Source organism: Paenibacillus sp. J22P169 (genome assembly GCF_059691995.1).
This window is the reverse complement of record NZ_JCAUAO010000001.1, coordinates 3,185,018-3,203,519: the sequence shown is the minus strand read 5'-3', so window position 1 is coordinate 3,203,519 and position 18,502 is coordinate 3,185,018. Positions and strand designations below refer to the sequence as shown.

Sequence of the window (18,502 nt, the reverse complement as noted above, 5' to 3'; positions counted from 1 at the left end):
CGTACAAGGTCGAATAGCACAATTGGTTACATGTCCCCCGCACAATTCGAGCAGCTCTACTACCAGCGGTTAGCTTAACTTAGTGACGTCCACTTTCTTGACAGAAGAGCAGAAATCCATCTAAGTCGCAAATTGAGGTAGATATCGAGAAAATAGCGGGAGTTTTTCCAGTTATTCGGATTCGAGACTGGGTGTGGAGCTCGTTCGTTCTGGAACAATGACAGCATGGAGGGGGAATATCATAGGACAGATCTTGTAAGCTTACATAAGCTTGCGAGCGTATTAGCTCGGATCTGCAATATCCAACGTGATCTCATCCAACGTTTTCTCGAAGGAGGCACTCATGTGCTCCAAGAAGTAATCAACTTCCGGCATGTTCATCTTCTTCAAGCTATCGAGCACTTGCTGTTTGGCGACGACGAACTCTCGGTTGCCCGTGGAGAGCTCAGTTAAGCATTTAATGTAGGCTTCGATTAAATCAGCGGCTTTGACCCAGCGGTAGAGCTCAGGGTCAGGATCTTGAATGAGGCCGCGGTAGATGCTGCTGAGCGCAGGTGGAATTGTGCCGATCAACCGTTCTACCGCAACGTCTTCGATTTCACGGAAATTCCGCAGAATTTGCTCGTTGTTGTGTTTGACAGGCTGTGGGATGTCACCAGTCAGCACCTCGGAAGCATCGTGGAACAAGGCGATGGAGACGACACGGTCGGTGGGTACATTCCCACCATAGACTTCGTTGGAGATGGTGCACAGCATATGCGCAATCGAAGCGACGTAGAAGGAGTGCTCAGCTACGTTCTCGCGGCGCATGTTCCACATGAGGCTCCAGCGGTCGATATATTTGAGACGATATAAGTAAGCAAAAAAGTGATGATTCATAAGTTCCTCCTGAAGACGGATCGCAAACATTCCGCAATTTATGGTACCTAACAGGTATATCACTTCGCTTATTTGAAGTCAACAAGCAGTCAGTCGTGCTGGCCTCAGCACCGATCGTAGTGTTGTATCCCTTTTTGCAGCGGTATTCGTGAAAGGGTTATAAAAAGATTACACAAAAAATGCTGTCCTACAGTAGAAAAATCTACTTATGGGACAGCATCTATTTGTGTTTAGGGCTGTTTCACGCTCGGCGCCACCCGCACAGCCACCTTACCGGTGGCCGGGGTGTAGACGAGCGACTGCCCGATCAGCGCTTGCAGATCGTCAAGCGCGATCGTGACCTGCCCGTGCTCGCGCAGCACGGGCTCCCGCAGCCGGACGCGCGCTTCGCCGCGCGTCGCGGTCTTGGCATTCACCTGCATGGTGAATGCCGCTTCCCCGAGGCGGAGGCGGAGCTCTCCGCCTTCAGCCGTTGCGCTGCCGCCGAGCTGCGCGGCAGCAGCGGCGGCGTCCACGCGCAGCGGCGCGCTGTCACGCTGCGCCGTAACCCGGCGCTGGATCGAGCGGTGCAGCAGCTCCGGCGTGATGTTCGGGCTGCCCGCGTTGATCCGCGGGATCAACATAAGATCGGCGCTGCGCGTCGCCATCTCGGGCGAGATCGTGAAGGCGTAGCGGATGCCCGCCTTCTTCACTTGCTCCGTCGCCGCTGGCGACGTGATGCCGAACGGGTACGCCATCGCGTCGAGCGGTGCCTCGGTAAGTGGTGCAAGCTTGCCAATGCAGGCTTGCGCATCTGAGAACACGCGCTGCTGGTACGTATCGGCGGTGTCGCCATCAACCCTGCCCACAAGCGCGGCTTCTCCACTAGGCAGCTTGTGGTGAAGGTTGTCTGTGTGGCAGCCAATGTCAATGAAATTCGTGGCATGCGTCATTTCACTAATCTGTTCCTTGGACATCGACGGAATATAGGAGGCCAAGGGGTTCGCTAAATCCGTCGTGATGACGAAGTTGACAGCGGGTATGCGTAAGCTTTTGAGTATGGGATATGCCCCTGTAAAAAAGCTTTGATACCCATCATCAAAAGTTACCAGCACCGCGTTCGAGGGTACCGTTGCGCCTGCCATGTACATTTTAAACTCGTTTAATGAAATAAAATGATAGCCTTTGCTGAGCAGTGTGGTTAGCTGATTTTGAAACAGGGCACTCGTGATTGTGCTTGAGCTCGTATCTGTGTCATGGATGTGATGATACATCAGGACAGCAACCTGATCTTGATAGTAAATGGTTTCGGATCGTTCAGCCTGCAAGGGGGTTAGCAAAAGCGTAAGCCCTAGTAGACTAACGAGAACCGAAATCGCAATCCTTTTATACATGTCAGCGAATCTCCTTGTTTTGCTCACAAGAACCGTCGAACTGTTCCTATGAGGTATGGTATAATAGAACATATTCTTTAAGATTATGCGGGTAATTGAGAGGAGCTAGAAAGTGCTATGCAACATTTTTATCAAAGCGTTTATGATTTAATTGTGGAAACATCCACGAATCTTCCTGGTGATGTTCGTCGTGCGGTACAAGCCGCGCAAATAAAAGAGGATAATGGCACGCGTTCAGCGTTATCACTTTCCCGAATTGCCGATAACATTCACATGGCGGAGACGAATGTATCCCCGATTTGTCAGGATACAGGAATGCCAACGTTTATTATACACTGTCCAGTTGGGGCAAACCAAATTGTAATGAAGAAACATATTCTTGAAGCGGTTGCTAACGCGACGAAAGCTTCTAAACTTCGTACGAATTCCGTAGATTCCCTTACAGGTGCTAATAGCGGGGATAACCTCGGACCTGGAACACCTGTTATCCATTTCGAGCAATGGGAACGTGATGATGTTGAAGTGAAGCTTATTCTCAAAGGCGGCGGCTGCGAGAACAAAAACATCCAATACAGTCTGCCAACTGATCTTGAAGGCTTAGGCAAAGCAGGTCGTGACCTCGATGGAATTCGCAAGTGCGTCATGCATGCCGTGTACCAAGCACAAGGTCAGGGCTGCAGCGCAGGATTTATCGGTGTTGGAATCGGCGGCGATCGGACAAGCGGCTATGAGCTTGCTAAACATCAATTGTTCCGCCATGTAGACGATGTGAACCCGCATCCGGACCTTCGTAAAGTTGAAGAATACGTGATGGAGCACGCAAACACGCTAGGGATTGGTACGATGGGCTTTGGCGGTCAGGTAACCTTGCTTGGTTGTAAAGTAGGCGTCATGAACCGTTTGCCAGCTAGCTTCTTCGTTTCTGTTGCGTACAACTGTTGGGCGTTCCGTCGTCAAGGCGTGATTCTCAATGCAGAAACTGGTGAAATTAATGGCTGGTCCTACCCAAGAGGTGTTGAGGTATCCTTCCAAGAGGCTTTCGAAGCAAGTGCGGAAGAAGCTAGAAACACGCCACAAGAGGATCGTCGCGAGATTGTATTGACGACTCCGATCTCGGAAGAACAAATTCGCAGCTTGAAGGTCGGTGACGTTGTCGTTATTAACGGGACAATGCACACTGGACGCGATGCGCTGCACAAATATTTGATGGATCACGATGCGCCAATCGATCTTAATGGAGCTGCTATTTATCACTGCGGCCCAGTTATGGCCAAGGATGATGCGGGAGAATGGCACGTGAAGGCGGCTGGACCGACAACGAGTATTCGTGAGGAGCCTTACCAAGGCGATATTATTAAAAAGTTCGGTATTCGCGCAGTCATTGGAAAAGGCGGCATGGGTCCGAAGACGTTAGCGGCTTTGAAAGATCACGGCGGCGTATACTTGAATGCGATCGGTGGAGCGGCACAATACTATGCACAATGCTTCAAAAAGGTTGAAGGCGTTGACTATCTGGAATTCGGAATTCCAGAAGCGATGTGGCACTTGGAGACAGAAGGCTTCGCTGCAATCGTAACGATGGATTCACACGGCAATAGTCTGCATGCAGATGTGGAAAAGAATTCGTTAGAAAAACTGGCAGCTCTGAAAGAGCCTGTATTTAAATAATTGCCTTTTGATCACATTTACAAAAAAAATACTGGATTAGCTTTGCGAATTAGGGTTACTATTTAGAGTAGCCCTTTTTCTTTATGTTTGGAATAAATCGGCACACAACCCTGTTGGAGGTTTACGCGTCCATGACCAAATTTCGTGCAAAGCTAACCCTGATTTTAATCTTACTAATTGGATGCTCGATGTTGGTTGCCGGCATTTTCATGGCGAAGGTTCTCGAGAGTTCACATGTGAAGTCATTACAAGAAAATATGGAGCGTGAGCTTCATGTAATTGCTACTAGCGGTGTTTGGGATTATCAAGGGACCGACGCCGAGCTTTACAAGTATTATACTGCGCAAGCTCACCGACTCAAAGACGCAACAACGGAACGCTTGACGTATGTGCGTGCTGATGGCAAAGTTCTTGGTGACTCGGATCAACTGCCTGAGCAGATGGACAACCATTTAACAAGACCGGAAATTGCAGCAGCAGCGAAGGATGGGGTCGGCTATACGACACGTTATAGTGACACTCTGAAAGAGAACATGCTGTATGCAGCTATTCCGGTTAAAAATGAAGCCAAAGTAACAATTGGGTATTTGCGAATTTCGTTGAGTTTAGAGCAAGTAGATAAATCCATCCGCAGCTTATGGTACTTCCTTATTTCTGGCCTATTGATCCTTTTTGTTATTGCAGGTATTGTCAGCTATCGCATTGCCAAAGGGATCACACGCCCGATCGAGCGGATGACTAAAGTCGCGCAGCAAATCACGAATTTGAATTATGAATCTCGTGTTCCTGCTTACCGCAATGATGAGGTGGGGCAGCTTGGGCAAGCGATTAATCGTATGTCTGAAAGCTTGCAGGGGCAAATGGCACGCATACAGGAAAATGAACGCAGGCTGCAAGGTGTCATGGAAAATATGATGAGCGGCATCATGATGATTGACCGTGAAGAGCGGATTATGCTGCTCAATCCTTCGGCTGAAGCCATTCTGGGCTTCTCTTCGCAAGAGCTGTTAGGGAAGAAATATAATGAAGCGAAGCAGCAATATGACTTTACGAAGTTGATTCAAGAATGCATTGAGCTTCAGGAACCGATTTCGGACGAGATGATGTTCTATTACCCGTCTGAGCGTATCCTGGATATCCACTTGAGTCCAATCGCACATGAGGATGAAGAATGGTCTGGCGTGCTCATCGTGCTCCACGATATCACGGCGGTGCGTAGATTAGAGCGTATGCGCAGTGAGTTCGTGGCGAATGTTTCTCATGAGCTGAAGACGCCGATTGCAGCAGTTAAAGGTTTTGCGGAGACACTGCTGGCTGGCGCGTTGAATGATAAGGAAACGGCGGTATCGTTTCTGCAAATCATTTTTGATGAGAGTGAACGGTTAAATCGCTTGATTGGTGATATTCTAGAGTTATCGAAGATCGAATCGAAGCGGATTCCGATGAATTTCTCTCCTGTCTATTTGCCTGATTTTCTGGAGAGATCATTGAGTGTATTGCGGAAAGAAGCTGAGAAAAAGAATATCGAGCTCAGCATGACGGTTGAGGATGATATGTATATTGAAGCGGATGAGGATCGGTTGCGACAAATCATCATCAATTTACTATCCAATGGCATTGCTTATACGCAAGATGGCGGGAAAGTCAGGCTTCGTGTTGAACCCTTGGAGACCAATGTGGACGGTGATTACGAACGACTGCGAATCATTGTATCGGATACGGGGATGGGTATACCTAAGAAGGATTTGCCGCGTATTTTCGAACGGTTCTATCGGGTAGATAAAGCGCGATCCCGAAGCTCAGGTGGGACTGGATTAGGCTTATCGATCGTCAAGCATCTGGTGGAAATGCATAAAGGAACAATTCGCGTCGAAAGTGAAGTTGGGGTAGGGACGAAATTTATCATTGAATTGCCCGTGATTCATTAAAAATAGGTAGATATTTGGTGCGGATTTACACCGCGATGACGAAGGCTTTACAATGCCTTTACATTTATGTGATAAACTCAAGATGTGCAATGTAAATAAACTGTAAATGCGGGGGATCCCATGGCACAAAAAATACTAGTAATTGAAGATGAGCCGACATTGGCTCGGTTATTATCTTATAACCTCTCGCAGGAAGCCTATGATACGAAGGTGATTGATCATGGTGGAGATGGTCTCCAAGAGGCGCTTCAGCAGTCGTATGATTTAATTATTTTGGATATTATGCTTCCGGGACTTAGCGGCTTTGAGGTCTTGGCTAAGCTGAGGCAAAAAGGAAACCGTACGCCTGTCATTATTTTGACAGCACGCAATGCCGAGGATGAAGTCGTACAGGGATTGAAGCACGGGGCAGATGATTATATCACGAAACCATTTGGGGTAGCTGAGCTGCTTGCGCGTGTGGCCGCTGTTCTCCGGCGAACACAAACGGATGAGGCAGCATCAGATATGGCCAAATCGAATGAGAAAGTCATTCAGGCGGGTGAGCTTCGTATTTATCCAGAGAAATATGAGGTTGTGTTAAATGGGGAGTCAATTCCCTTACGGCCTAAGGAGTTTGAGGTTTTGCTGTATCTGGTTCAGCGACCAGGTGTGGTGGTAACCCGAGATGATCTCATGAATATCGTTTGGGGCTTCGACTATATCGGAGGACAGCGTACGGTTGATGTGCATGTGAGTTCATTGCGCAAAAAGCTGGAAATGAATCAACAATCCGTACAGATTGATTCGATACGCGGCGTTGGGTACAAGCTTATAGCCACAACGATTAAAAAGTAAGTAGCATGGATGCTGAGCAAGCGGCGGCCATGCTTTTTCTATTTAGGAGGACTTCGATAGGAGTCTACAGTTTGAAGAGTATTCCACTGTATGCTTAAGCAAATAGTTGGATTTCATACAGTTAATTCTTTTCAATTTTGGGTCAGATGACGAATAGATGGATTTTGTACAGTTAATATTAGGCGATATTGCCGATACGGTCTAAAAGTCGAGAATTAACTACATAATTTCCATCTAAATCGCTGATCGGGGGTATTTCTTCGAATTAGCTGTATTTTTTCCAGTTAAGTGCTGTGGGAGGATTGGGTATTAGAGCGTTCATTCGTTGAGATAACACAATTGCATACAATCTTCGCAAAATCGGGAATATTTTTCACGACGGTATGGGGTATAATTAAGGTATACATACGACTACTGTCATTATAAGAATTTGCAGGATCATTATAGAGGAGGAACATCATGTCAACGATTTATCGAATCGCGATTATTGGGTGTGGAGGGATTGCCAATGGCAAACACATGCCTAGCTTAAGCAAGTTGGACAATGTAGAAATGGTAGCGTTCTGTGATATCGTTTCGGAAAAAGCACAAGAAGCAGCTGCGAAGTATGGTAAGGAAGAAGCTCGTGTCTATGAAGACTATCGTGAGGTATTGAAGGACAGCTCCATCGATATCGTACATGTGTGTACGCCGAATGATTCCCATGCGGAAATTACGATTGCTGCTTTAGAAGCTGGCAAGCATGTTATGTCTGAGAAGCCTATGGCGAAAACAGCAGCTGACGCAAGACGTATGGTTGAAGCAGCGAAACGTACTGGCAAAAAGTTAACAGTTGGTTATAACAATCGCTTCCGTGGCGATAGCCAACATTTACATAAGCTTTGTTCCGAAGGAGAGCTTGGCGAAATTTATTTCGCGAAGGCACATGCGATTCGTCGCCGCGCGGTACCAACATGGGGCGTGTTCCTTGATGAAGAGAAACAAGGCGGAGGCCCGTTGATCGATATTGGTACCCATGCTCTGGATTTGACGATGTGGATGATGAACAATTATGAGCCAGCGGTTGTTTTGGGTACTTCCTATCACAAGCTTTCCCAACGTGAGAACGCGGCGAATGCTTGGGGACCTTGGGATCCAGCTAAGTTCACAGTGGAAGATTCCGCATTTGGCATGATTACGATGAAAAACGGCGCAACGATTATTCTTGAATCCAGCTGGGCATTGAATACGCTTGAAGTGGATGAAGCGAAATGTACGCTCTCCGGCACAGAAGGCGGCGCTGATATGAAAGGCGGCCTACGCATTAACGGTGAGAAACACAGTCGTTTGTTCACAACAGAAGTAGAATTGAAAGCAGGAGGCGTTGCCTTCTATGATGGTAAAGCCGAGACAGCTTCGGATTTAGAAATGAAATTATGGATTCAAGCGATAGAGAACGACACGGATCCAGTTGTTACACCTGAGCAAGCGTGTGTGGTTTCTGAGATTTTAGAAGCCATTTATGAGTCAGCGAAAACAGGCAAGGCTGTATATTTCGACTAGGCAAAGAAGTTCTATTTCCTGGGAAATGGTTAATGATGTGGAGAATCCCTCCTTTCGATAGCGATTATCGGTTGGAGGGATTTTTTGTTGTTTTTCTGTGTTCGCCGGGCGTCGTGCCTGTGCGTTGTTTAAATATTTTAGAAAAATGATGCAAATCTGCAAAGCCACAGTAATCCGAGATGGATTCATGGCTGAGGTCTGTATTCGTAAGTAATTCCTTCGCATGGTGAATGCGCATTTGCAATAAATACTGGTGAGGAGAAGTCCCGTAGCGTTGCTTGAAAAGGAAGCCGAACCTAGAAACAGATAAATTGGCGCGATCCGCCATGTCCTGAACAGAAAGAGGATCACTCAAATGATTCGAAAAATAGGAGGTGATCCAGTTTAAGGTTGGTGGTATGGAAGGGACGTCGTGTTGATAAGATTCTAAAATAGAAAGAATAATTTCTAACATGAGCTGTTGTGTTCTTAGTTGGGTAAGCGGATTATGAACATTAACAAGCTCAATGGTATGTAAGAGTTTTTCTTTTAAAAGAGATGGATTCTGCGATTGAATGTCTACGGGAACTCGAATGTGGAAAAGGTCTTGTATCGTAGGCTGTATAAGATGACTGTATGCGGTTAGATCAATTTGGCCAGGTCGCGTTGGGAAACTGTCTTCTCGTTCGGGATTGTAGGCGATATCAAAATGTAAATAAGGCGTGACTGTGTTCGTTAATCCTTCTAAGGATAGCAGGCTCCCAGGTTGGACTAGGCAGAATTGGCCAGGGTAGAACATATATTTCTGATGATCGACCCAGAAACAGCAGGTACCCTCTTGGATGTATACCAATAAATAATCCAAGAGTCTGCGCTCTGGATAGTTCCATGGTTTGCGTACGGCAAAGTCACATTCTCTGATGTAAGGGACAATCGGCGGGGAATCCAGCAATTTGTGCAGCATGGAAGAGCCTCTTTTCATATAAAATCCGAAGTATCTTTCGGGCAGTAGATGCTCCTACTCTACTCTTATTCTAGTGCAGAAGGACGACTAAAATCCAGTTGTTTTTGACAAATCAATAACCTTGTTTGACAAAGATACTTCGTCTACGGAGTCCTATAATAAAGCTATAAATAGACAAGTCGAGGTGCAAAGCGGATGAGTAATCTTGAAGCGAACCAAGTCCATGGATTGCCGTTGTTGGAAGACAGTTATACGTTGTCACAGGAGGAGCTGGAAGGATATCAACGAGACGGTCATATCGTTCTTCGCGGGATAGCAAGCGAAGATGAGATTAATGTGTATGAGCCGATCATTTCTAATTTGGTGAAAACGCTGAATAACCAAGATAAACCGCTTGATCAGCGTGATACGTATGGGAAGGCATTCATCCAGATTTCGAATTTATGGGAGCAAAGTGAAGAGATCCGTCGCTTCGTGTTTGCCAAACGTTTTGCCAAAATTGCCGCAGATTTAATGGGTGTTGATGGCGTTCGCATGTATCATGATCAGGCTTTATATAAGGAGCCTCATGGCGGACATACCCCTTGGCATCAAGATCAAATCTATTGGCCGCTGGATACCGATAAGACGATTACGATGTGGATGCCGCTTGTGCCGATTTCGGAGGCCGTTGGATCCATGACGTTTGCTTCGAAATCCCATCTCATGGGCTACATTAATAAGATGGTTATTTCGGATGAGTCCCATCGAACGCTAGCGGGGTATATCGAAGGTAAGGGCTTCGAAACCAAGTCTCACGGTGCGATGGCGGCCGGGGATGCCACGTTCCATGCCGGATGGACGCTGCACAGCGCGCCAGGTAATCCGACGGATACGATGCGTAAAGTCATGACTGTCATTTATTATGCGGATGGATTGCGGATTGCTGAACCGGATAGTAAAGCGCGTGAGAGTGATTTGAAAAGGTGGTTTCCTGGCTTGAAGCCAGGGGAGCTTGCTGCTTCTGAACTGAATCCATTGTTATTTAGCCGCAAATAATAAGTAAAGATCGCTTGCCCCACTGTAAAAGTGAGGAAGCGATCTTTTTTAATTCAAGCGAAAATGCAGCTGGGTTACCATTTGCTCCCATAAGGTGAAGGACAGCGAGCACTGCTTAGCTTCGCTTTGACGCCCATCAAACAGCCGCAATGTCGGCATGTTGTCCCCCATTGATAGTCGCTGCAGCTCGTGCAGACCGCGATGCGACGCTCATACTCAGCTTCCGTGGTCAGCTTTAGATTACGTACGCGGAGCGTTTCACCGAAAAGCTTGGCGATTTCTTCGGGTGTTACGTGCACGGAGGCTGAACAACCTTTGCAATCTGATCCAACATCTGAACTGGTTCTAGCTGAGACTGAGATATCCATTTCTTAGCACTCCTACTTTAGACAAAGTGTAACTACGGAGTGGGCAGGAAGGGAAACGAGTAGCACGTCATTTTCGACCCGATAATCGGTAAAAGGTTGTGAGTTCACAGCATTGGGCTCCTCGAAGGTATTGTGCGCATCCATCGTATCCGAGGTGATAATCAAACCTGAGATTGTTCCACCCATGTGTCCCTTGATGTCGCATTGGACTTCAAGCGATTCTGCATGGTGCAAATTACAAAGGGAAATATGTAGTTGGTTGTCTGCATTTAATGAAGCGGATGCACTTAATTGGTCGATTTGCTTGCCATCCATCTCATAGGAAGGGCTCACCGCTTCCGTAGCAATATAGCTCGCATCTTGATGCACCTTATACATATCGAACACATGATAAGTCGGTGTAACCAGCATATCAGCACCCTCTGTAAGGATGACCGATTGCAATACATTGACAACTTGCGCAATATTGGCCATACGTACACGATCACTGTGGTGATGGAAAAGGTTTAAATTAATGCCAGCGACGAGCGCATCGCGGATCGTATTTTGCTGATAGAGAAAGCCAGGGTTTGTGCCAGGCTCTACGTTGTACCAAGTGCCCCATTCGTCCACGATTAAGGCGACTCTTTTGTCAGGATCATAGGTATTCATAATGGCAGAATGACGGGTAATGAGTTCATCCATGTATAAGGTTTTCTCTAGTGTGTTGAACCAGTCTTGTTCATTGAAATCTGTTGCTGAGCCTTTGTCTTTCCACACTCCTGTAGGGAGAGTATAGTAATGAAGGCTGATACCATCCATATATTTGGTTGCTTCGCGCATCAAGACTTCGGTCCAATTGTAGTCAGCGCTATTGGCGCCACAGGCGATTTTGAAAATCTTATTATCCCCGTAGTTCCTTACATAGCAAGCGTATCTACGATAAAGATCAGCGTAGTATTCAGGACGCATGTCACCACCGCAGCCCCAATTCTCGTTCCCCACGCCAAAATAAGTAAGCTTCCATGGCTTCTCACGGCCATTTTCTTGACGCCAGTTCGCCATCGGGGACTCGCCGTCGAAGGTCATATATTCGACCCATTCGGACATTTCCGCCACGGTACCGCTTCCAACATTGCCGCTAATATAAGGCTCAGCACCGATTAATTCACATAAGCGAAGAAACTCATGCGTGCCGAAATGGTTATTCTCGAGAACACCGCCCCAGTGGGTGTTGATCATTCGTTTGCGTTTCTCGGCAGGACCGACACCATCTTTCCAGTGATACTCATCAGCGAAGCAGCCGCCGGGCCAGCGGAGAACAGGAATCTGCAGCTTTTTCAGCGCTTCAAGTACATCGTTACGCATACCCTCTGTATTGGGGATAGGAGAGTCGAGTCCAACCCAGATGCCCTCATAGATACAACGTCCTAGATGCTCAGAGAAATGACCGTAAATATTTCGATTAATCGTTTGCAGCGGTGAATCCGCGTGAATAGTCAGCTTAGCCATGAAAGGTATCTACTCCTTAGTGATTCATATTGGAAACCGACTCCCGACTGATCAGAGCAGCCGAAAGTATGATTTGTTCCTTGGTGTTAGAAGCCTCCGCGTGATGATGATGAATGGCGGAAAGCAGTTCCTCGACGAGATGCTTGGCATCCAAGCTAAACGTCGTCAGTCTTGGTGATATTTGAGCGGCTAGCGGAATATCATCGCAGCCAATGATGGATACATCGTCCGGGATGGAGCGGCCATTCTCGCGAAGGCCCTGCATGCATCCAGCGGCCATCCAATCATTTACGGCGAAGATGGCATTCGGCAGCTCAGCTGTAATCAAAAGGTCCGCTGCGCGGCGTCCGCCTTCCCAGTTCATTTTCTCCGTAATGACTTGGACTTTAGCATCTTTCGACTGGCAATAAGCTAGGAAGCCTTGCTTACGAAGCCTGGAGGAATCGTACTTATCTGGCCCAGCAAGCAGAGTGAATGAGCGATGTCCTGCCTCGTATAACGTTTTGGCCGCTTTGCTGCCGATCCGATAATCATCGAAATAAATTTGGATAATATCCTCACGGTGGGCATAGCGCTGAATGGAGAAAAGCTGTCCCGACGCTGTTTGGAGCCGATCGAGCTGTGCATCATCCATCTGTCCGATTAGAATGAGTGGGCTCGGAAGTGAAGCTCCGCTCGGCTGATCTGGATGCAGCATGGAAATCTTGATCGCTTGTTTGGCAGATAAATTTGTAATTTCAACGAGAAAGTTCGTGTAGTAAGGGTCATTCGCCTTAATATCGGGTGAACACATAACGTATAGCGTGTCTAAGAGAACGGCAGGGACGATATAGGTTCCTTTGCCTCGTAATTGAACGAGTAAGCCTTCCTGTACCAAAGTCTTGATCGCTGCTCTTACACTAACACGGCTTGCCTCGAAGTTCTCGGACAAATCTCGTTCAGATGGGATCTTGACGAGTTGATTCTTCTGTAAGGATTGAATTTGCACACGAAGTTGTTCAACCAGTCTTTCTTTAATAAGTGGAGATTTCTCCATGTGACCAAACCACCAATCTGGGTGATACCATTTTGATTCAATGTAATACCAATAAGATACCACGCGGTGTTGGGAGGTGTCTATAATTATTTGTATATACAAAAGAACCGTACAACTCACGATATATGACAAATACCAGTCGCGAGCTGTTTCGGGTATAGTGACGCGCAGCAAGCATGGAGAATTTTAGATGACAACTGAGTGGGAGTTTTACACCAACATGGAGTTCAACCTAAGAAAGTGGTTTTGTGTGCAAAAACTATCACGCAAGAAGGGCGCTTTTAACTTATCGATTTGTTTTCCCAAGAGAGACCGAATTACATGTAAGCCCTGTGATTGATCAAACGGGAATTTCAAGAGATAACTGGTTTCTTGATGAGGAAAAAATCAGCCGTGTCATGAATGAGTTAGAAAAGGTAGGTAATTATTTTGGGCTGGCAATATATCGAATTGGGTCAAGTATTACGTTTCACTAAAAGGAAACTATAGTTGAACAAACGTAAATAGGCTGCTGCGTGCAGCCTATTATGCTAACGGGCAGTTTAGTGGAGTGACAGTATAATTTTATTTACAAAAGTAAGCGGTCTAGCTATATTGATGGAGTAGGTAATAACTGGAAACAGGAGGGATAGCGATGCGTATTGAAAATGACAGACAAACGCTGACCATCGTGAATGCGGACATTAGTGGTTCTAGCATCAAGAATGTTGGGGCGGAGGGGGTAAGCTTCCAATGCTGTAACTTGGCCGGCGCTACGTTCAACGACATCAACTTGACCGGTATGGCGATCTCGGACGCCAATCTGACCGGAATGTCAATCGACGGCGCACAATGGGGTGGCGCACATTTTAAGCATATCGGCTACGGGGACAAGGATCGGCCTGAGGACGGGCATACTGCGGCGAAACCGCCAGTACGAATCACTTCATGCAACTTGGAGGACGCGGTCGTGCGCGAAACTAATTTACGAGGCGTCAGTATCGAAGGGTGCGATATCGAAGGGTTGACGATAGACGGCGTCGACATTGCGGCATTGTTGCGGCAGCACAAGTTGGCCCTCGGTTGAGCACATTCGCGCTATTGCGCTAACGGATAACGTTACTTAAATAGGGATCGACTGCTGAAGTGCAGGCAGACGATCCCTATTTTTGATGAAGTAACGGGCAGATTTGCACAACAAAATGTATTCCCTCTAGTAATGTATTCAAATAAAATTATTATGATTCAACCTTGAGATGGAGGGGATTTGGTGAGTAAATTTAAATTACTTTCTAACATAATGCTCGGGCTTCTATTTTCAGTTTAATGGATTTCAATTTGGAAGTATTCTTTATATTAACTCACTTTCAACATTGCCAAGAATTTTAAACTCCAACAGTGGAATGAAGTTCTTGCCTTATTTCTTGTGTGGCATTCCCTTTTTAGTAGTTGTATTTGGTGTGATTTTTATAAAAAAACTTGGCTATAAAGTTTCATTAATCTCATTCTTGGTTGGAACCATATTTTTTCTTTTATGATTCTTGTCCTTTTAGAATAAAGCTACACTAGTTAGCCCATTCCGCTAACGGATAACGAGAGTTCAATTACAACTAAGTGAAGCTGCCGGACGTTTGATCGGCAGCTTTTGTTAAGTTAACGGACAGTATAAGGTAGTGGTCTTAAGTTGATAATGAAGGATACAACACAACACTTAAGAAATAGAGGAAATCACAGGAGCGAGAACATGACAATGAGGAAAATGATTAAGTCCATTCTTGTAAAAGTAGTAATCGCCGCTATCTTGACAATCATACTCAGCGCTGTTCTTTATTTTTTAGATCTTGGTCCGAATCCGGTTGGGATTTTTATCGTTATTATGATTATACTCTTCTTTTGGGATTGGATATTATGGGGAATTATAAATCGATGATTAAATAGATTGAATTAAGGAGAACGATAGTGGAGGAGCTTGCTTGTTGGCGGGCTTCTTTTTTATTTCGTTGAAGTATCGGGCAGGTTTCTTCGACAAACATGAATTAATACAACCAATAATAAGATAAAATGGTATAAATTTCTTGGCTAATATATAATGATCTATAAACTTTGAGAGGAGCACTTAACATGTTGCAACAGATTTCGGATTATTTATTTTTGGGCTCTTTAATTTTTATGGTAATTACCGTTATGATATTTTTCTCCGGGAGTGGTGGTGAGTCTAACTATATCAATGCCGCAAATGCTACAGGCGCATTAACAGACTTACAAATGAATCATGATCACAAAAAAATGATGAATACCCAACACTATCGATTGGTTAGATTTCTAAAATCATATCTTTTCTGGATCCCAGTTGCTGGAATGATTATTTCGGTTATACTCTCTAAAATCTAGCAAAATAGTTATGTAAACTACTTAGATATGAAACTTGTCCCCTATGCCCGATACAGTATACTATGTTTAAAAAATCAAACTAGATCCAGCACCATCATTCGATGGTGTTTTTGACTTACCCATCAGCAAGTCGTAGCTTCATTTCGGGGCATATGCAGGCTACCGGCTTTCTAGGCAGCCTGTTAAACTAACGGGCAGTTTAGCGTGGTGGTATTTTGTGTTAAAGCTACCACTTTTTGAACTGTTGGGGATTAATAAGCAACTATCAATGCATTGGCAGCGTCTAAATATATGGGATTATTTGTTAGTATTGGAAAGGAGAAAAATGTTTTCTGTGCTCATGGAAGAAGGAAGAAATTTGGTACTATTAGGAGATACAAATATGAAAAAAAAGTGGATTACTATTACAATTTCTGGAGCGGTTATTGCAGGAATACTCTCGCTTACACCTGCATTCGCTACTTCTACTCCAAAAGAAAATGCAACGACCTTTAAAGTAGTAACTGTACCAGCAGAGCAACAGCAAAAGAAGGAAGTCGTAGATCGACTGTACAAATCATGGGAAAATGGAATCATTAAGATTCAGGAGAGTAAAGGTGAAAAATTTAAAAGGGATGACTAGGATTTAATATACGGAGTTGACATTGACAGACATTTCACAAATCAACTTTCAAATGTGGAAGCACAATCGTTCTTTATGGCACTAGACGAGGCTAAAAAAGCATATAGAACGGGTGACTCTCAATATGGAATTTTGTTGAGTAAAGATAAAAAGGCAGCCAGAGTAGTATGGGAACGTTCAAACGGAAGCTTTCATATAGCGGATATCGTTTTAAAAATCAAATCCACAACAATGAATAAAGAAGAAAATATATGGACATTAGTTAATCAAGAGGAACTGCAATAGGTAGCGACTACGGTTCATAATTAAGCATTAATGAATCGTTCAACTAACGGAGAACGTTAGTTCAATATCAACAAAATAAGGCAGCCGACTTAGTGATCGGTTGCCTTTTCTCAACTAACGGGCAGTTTAGCACAACATATTCTCGCCGTTTTCGTAAAAGAATGTAAATAAAACTTTGAAGGAGGTAAAAATATTAAATCCAAAAAAACTTTAATTATTACTCAGACATTCATAATTATTGCTTTGATTGTCTTCATTTTTGTGTTTGTAAATCAATCAAATAAAGTGAACGATACCGCTACCAACTCGGTTATTTTTCATCTTGACAGAGCTGACCTTGAACGAGTTGATAAAATGGTAACAAGATTTAATGAGGGGCAAGGAGACAATCTAATGATTATAGAACCAGGAATGGATAGCGGACCAGCCATTCATGACGTAATTTCAAATGGTAAAGAAATAAATTGGATAGTTGATAACTCACGAGATGCATGGAGTACAGACAAAGGCAAGACGGAATATGTCTGTAAATTAATTCGAATACACGAAAGAGATAGTGAATTTATTGATGTTGAATTATCAAAATGTAAAAATTACAAGGATGATGACCAACTTAGAATTCTGTCTTTTAGAAAAGAAAAGTTGTAACTGGAAATGGATTAAACTAACGGATAACGATAGTTGTATAACCTAAAAAGGCTGCCGCAGTGCAGTCTTTTGTGCTAACGTGCAGGTTACAATGGGTTAGAGACAGAGTATGAATTGAGAAAGTAAAAATAACTGGAAATGATGGTTCATCAGTTTGGGAGGTAATTTTGTATGAAATACAAATATGAATTCTGGATAGATACAAGAAATGCAAATAGTTTAAGAATTACGTTACCAGAAGGTTTAAGTATTGTTTCTGGATTTTTACAGACTGAAATACATACAGAGGCAGATATGAAACTTGTTACTAATGAAATAGATAAAATATTATCTGGGCAAGAAGAATATTATGACTGGTACGGGAATGTATTTGGAGTTGAAATAAAGAGTGATTATTCACGCGTTTATAATCACTTTCTGGAAGATGAGTTAGAAAGAGAAGGAACATTAGATATCCCATATGAATCTCTGATTGAAACGGGTGGGTTTAGGAAACTAATTGAAATTTGGCTCAAGGAATTAATAAATTACAATAGGATAAAAAAAGGATATTCATGACGAATCTTTTGCAATTTATCATTACGCTAACGGTGAACGATAGTTGAACATACCTATTGTGCTAACGGGCAGTTTAGTTATAACAGAACGGGTTTACTATTAGAGAATAATTTCATGAAAAACAGTGTAAATAACATAAAAAAGCGTACGGATTGGCATCACAAATCCCACGCTTTTTTCTTATTTTTGAATATTAATTTATGTTCGAAATTCAGAATGAGTCATTACAATGTTTTCAATTCAGACTGTAAAAATTCACTCAAAGCACTGTTTGAAATATAATAGTGAACTGATGTTTTAAAGTCATTTGTATTTAGTCGGTTTATGTTATCGTCCCTTTGAACCAAAAATACCTCGCCGTATTGCCAAGCCCCGATTCGTTTGCCCGACTTTAAATCAATATGAATACCCATATCCAATGTGGTTCCTTCACCACTATCATTGTCACGCTCAAATTTAGATTCATTAAAAAGACGGCAATAAGTTTCAAAGTTTTGTGCTTCTATTTCTTTAATTTTAGAACCATTGTTTATTGTGATTTTCGAAATATCGCTTACACTTAGTTTTGTATGATACACAGTTGGCTTTTCAATCAAAAACCACCACGAAAGGCAACTTAGCATTAAAATAGCAAAAGAAAAGAAGATGATTTTTTTCATTGTACTCTCCCGCATAATTGTTCTTTGTATTGATTAATTCGTTTAAAATTATAACACATTTAATAATTGGTTTATTTCAATTTCGTTATAAAGAAATAATTGGAACTAACGGGAAACCACAGAAGAGGGGCTTGCTTCGCGGCAGCTGCTCTTCTGTTTGTTAAACTAACGGGCAGAATAATGTAGCGAAACATTAAGTAGTTGGCAACGTATTGAGTTATACCTACATCTTTTGTAAAGTCGTTGTATGAGGCGAA

18 protein-coding genes are annotated in these 18,502 nt (G+C 44.0%); 11 read left to right on the top strand and 7 right to left on the bottom strand.

All coding sequences use genetic code 11. The features are described 5' to 3' along the window. Positions 1–282: 282 nt before the first annotated feature. Complete coding sequence (yfbR, locus tag AC58QG_RS14645) at positions 283–879, bottom strand: 5'-deoxynucleotidase (RefSeq protein ID WP_171637869.1); 597 nt, start codon at positions 877–879, stop codon at positions 283–285. Between the two features lie 230 nt (positions 880–1,109). After that, entirely contained in the window at positions 1,110–2,252 is a 1,143-nt protein-coding gene (locus AC58QG_RS14640) for a polysaccharide deacetylase family protein (protein WP_497362742.1), read from the bottom strand. Positions 2,253–2,369: 117 nt separating this feature from the next. Here AC58QG_RS14640 and AC58QG_RS14635 point away from each other — a divergent pair, with 117 nt between their 5' ends. From AC58QG_RS14635 to AC58QG_RS14620, 4 genes are all read left to right on the top strand, one after another. Further along, entirely contained in the window at positions 2,370–3,920 is a 1,551-nt protein-coding gene (locus AC58QG_RS14635; RefSeq protein ID WP_497362741.1) for a fumarate hydratase, read from the top strand. Positions 3,921–4,051: 131 nt separating this feature from the next. Next, entirely contained in the window at positions 4,052–5,848 is a 1,797-nt protein-coding gene (gene pnpS / locus AC58QG_RS14630; RefSeq protein ID WP_497362740.1) for a two-component system histidine kinase PnpS, read from the top strand. A 120-nt stretch (positions 5,849–5,968) separates the two neighbouring features. Next, positions 5,969–6,685, top strand: coding sequence for a response regulator transcription factor (locus AC58QG_RS14625; RefSeq protein WP_497362739.1), 717 nt, complete (start codon positions 5,969–5,971; stop codon positions 6,683–6,685). Positions 6,686–7,144: 459 nt separating this feature from the next. Further along, on the top strand, positions 7,145–8,227 hold the full coding sequence (locus AC58QG_RS14620; RefSeq protein ID WP_497362738.1) for a Gfo/Idh/MocA family protein: 1,083 nt from the start codon (positions 7,145–7,147) through the stop codon (positions 8,225–8,227). A 64-nt stretch (positions 8,228–8,291) separates the two neighbouring features. Here the strand turns inward: AC58QG_RS14620 and AC58QG_RS14615 are convergent, their stop codons facing one another. Further along, entirely contained in the window at positions 8,292–9,170 is an 879-nt protein-coding gene (locus AC58QG_RS14615; RefSeq protein ID WP_497362737.1) for a helix-turn-helix domain-containing protein, read from the bottom strand. A gap of 195 nt (positions 9,171–9,365) precedes the next feature. Here AC58QG_RS14615 and AC58QG_RS14610 point away from each other — a divergent pair, with 195 nt between their 5' ends. Next, positions 9,366–10,208 carry a phytanoyl-CoA dioxygenase family protein gene (locus AC58QG_RS14610; RefSeq protein WP_497362736.1) on the top strand — a complete coding sequence of 281 codons (843 nt, stop codon included), beginning with the start codon at positions 9,366–9,368 and terminating at the stop codon, positions 10,206–10,208. Between the two features lie 74 nt (positions 10,209–10,282). Here AC58QG_RS14610 and AC58QG_RS14605 read toward each other — a convergent pair whose 3' ends face one another. The 3 genes from AC58QG_RS14605 to AC58QG_RS14595 are packed head-to-tail and all read right to left on the bottom strand — an operon-like array spanning position 10,283 to position 13,103. After that, entirely contained in the window at positions 10,283–10,576 is a 294-nt protein-coding gene (locus AC58QG_RS14605; RefSeq protein WP_497362735.1) for a DUF6171 family protein, read from the bottom strand. Positions 10,577–10,588: 12 nt separating this feature from the next. Beyond that, positions 10,589–12,067 carry an alpha-N-arabinofuranosidase gene (locus AC58QG_RS14600; RefSeq protein ID WP_497362734.1) on the bottom strand — a complete coding sequence of 493 codons (1,479 nt, stop codon included), beginning with the start codon at positions 12,065–12,067 and terminating at the stop codon, positions 10,589–10,591. Positions 12,068–12,083: 16 nt separating this feature from the next. Beyond that, positions 12,084–13,103: a GntR family transcriptional regulator gene (locus AC58QG_RS14595; RefSeq protein ID WP_497362733.1), complete on the bottom strand. Its 1,020-nt coding sequence runs from the start codon at positions 13,101–13,103 to the stop codon at positions 12,084–12,086. A 634-nt stretch (positions 13,104–13,737) separates the two neighbouring features. On the opposite strand from AC58QG_RS14595, the gene AC58QG_RS14590 reads away from it, so the two are divergent. From AC58QG_RS14590 to AC58QG_RS14565, 6 genes are all read left to right on the top strand, one after another. Next, entirely contained in the window at positions 13,738–14,169 is a 432-nt protein-coding gene (locus AC58QG_RS14590) for a pentapeptide repeat-containing protein (protein ID WP_497362732.1), read from the top strand. A 1,034-nt stretch (positions 14,170–15,203) separates the two neighbouring features. After that, a complete protein-coding gene (locus tag AC58QG_RS14585) occupies positions 15,204–15,473 on the top strand; it encodes a hypothetical protein (protein WP_497362731.1) in 270 nt (89 codons plus the stop codon). A gap of 217 nt (positions 15,474–15,690) precedes the next feature. Next, positions 15,691–16,095 (top strand): hypothetical protein, encoded by a 405-nt coding sequence (locus AC58QG_RS14580; protein ID WP_497362730.1) that lies wholly within the window; start codon positions 15,691–15,693, stop codon positions 16,093–16,095. Between the two features lie 54 nt (positions 16,096–16,149). Beyond that, complete coding sequence (locus AC58QG_RS14575; protein WP_497362729.1) at positions 16,150–16,380, top strand: hypothetical protein; 231 nt, start codon at positions 16,150–16,152, stop codon at positions 16,378–16,380. Between the two features lie 261 nt (positions 16,381–16,641). Continuing rightward, complete coding sequence (locus AC58QG_RS14570; RefSeq protein WP_497362865.1) at positions 16,642–17,028, top strand: DUF4362 domain-containing protein; 387 nt, start codon at positions 16,642–16,644, stop codon at positions 17,026–17,028. A gap of 171 nt (positions 17,029–17,199) precedes the next feature. After that, the gene (locus tag AC58QG_RS14565; RefSeq protein ID WP_497362728.1) at positions 17,200–17,586 is read left to right on the top strand and encodes a hypothetical protein; all 387 of its coding nucleotides are present in this window, start codon (positions 17,200–17,202) and stop codon (positions 17,584–17,586) included. 224 nt (positions 17,587–17,810) lie between these two features. Here AC58QG_RS14565 and AC58QG_RS14560 read toward each other — a convergent pair whose 3' ends face one another. Continuing rightward, positions 17,811–18,245: a hypothetical protein gene (locus AC58QG_RS14560; protein WP_497362727.1), complete on the bottom strand. Its 435-nt coding sequence runs from the start codon at positions 18,243–18,245 to the stop codon at positions 17,811–17,813. Positions 18,246–18,502: the final 257 nt, after the last annotated feature.